The organism is Aporhodopirellula sallentina SM41, assembly GCF_000346505.1.
In the GTDB taxonomy this organism is placed as follows: domain Bacteria; phylum Planctomycetota; class Planctomycetia; order Pirellulales; family Pirellulaceae; genus Rhodopirellula; species Rhodopirellula sallentina.
This window is the reverse complement of record NZ_ANOH01000127.1, coordinates 1-713: the sequence shown is the minus strand read 5'-3', so window position 1 is coordinate 713 and position 713 is coordinate 1. Positions and strand designations below refer to the sequence as shown.

Here is a 713-nt window from a genome sequence, read left to right as displayed (position 1 = left end):
AATTGGACCGTTCGTGTTCACTGAAGGTGCGAGTGGCTCGTTGCACCCTGACAAGAGTGCAATCAAAGCGAACGGGATACAGTTGCGTACGAGGCGAAACATTGGTCGGTCGGGTAACGTCGGAATTCACCAAGCACGGGCGTAAGATTCTACCATTCTAATCAAAGCTGACTCCCGTGCTTTGGTGCAATTCATTGTTCTGCCCTTTCTCCCGCCATATCGGAAACCAGAGCCGATGCAGGAAACAGTTCCACGCCACAAGTGTTTGTGGCGCAATCGTGTTGCTCGCACCAGTCCCACAGCTGAATAATCGCTTCGGTGCCAAAATCACCGTGTTGAGCAAACATGATTCGATCATTTCCCAGTTCATCACGCAATTGGACCCTCAGCGATGCAATCGCGTCGGAAGCAGCCTGATGATCCATGGATTCTCCAAAAATTCGGAGCGTGGATGCACCGTCCGGCTGGACCAGTATCGTCGAGCAGATAGTTCTTTCAAAAAGCGGGTCCAGCCAGGTCACGCTACCCAACCACGATGGTCGCTGGGTATCGGTGGAGACATGCACATCGCGGCGTTGCAAACGATGAATCGCGCGGTATCGTGCAATCACCGGAGTGACAGTGATAGAGCATACGATCGCGATGGCAGCAACGATGGCTAGCAACGAGCGAATCCGGAATTGACGCAGACGCTTCATTTATCTGGCAGAACG

1 protein-coding gene is annotated in these 713 nt (G+C 52.9%); it reads right to left on the bottom strand.

The features are described 5' to 3' along the window. Positions 1-191: 191 nt before the first annotated feature. On the bottom strand, positions 192-698 hold the full coding sequence (locus RSSM_RS08350) for a hypothetical protein (RefSeq protein ID WP_044301831.1): 507 nt from the start codon (positions 696-698) through the stop codon (positions 192-194). Positions 699-713 lie beyond the last annotated feature (15 nt).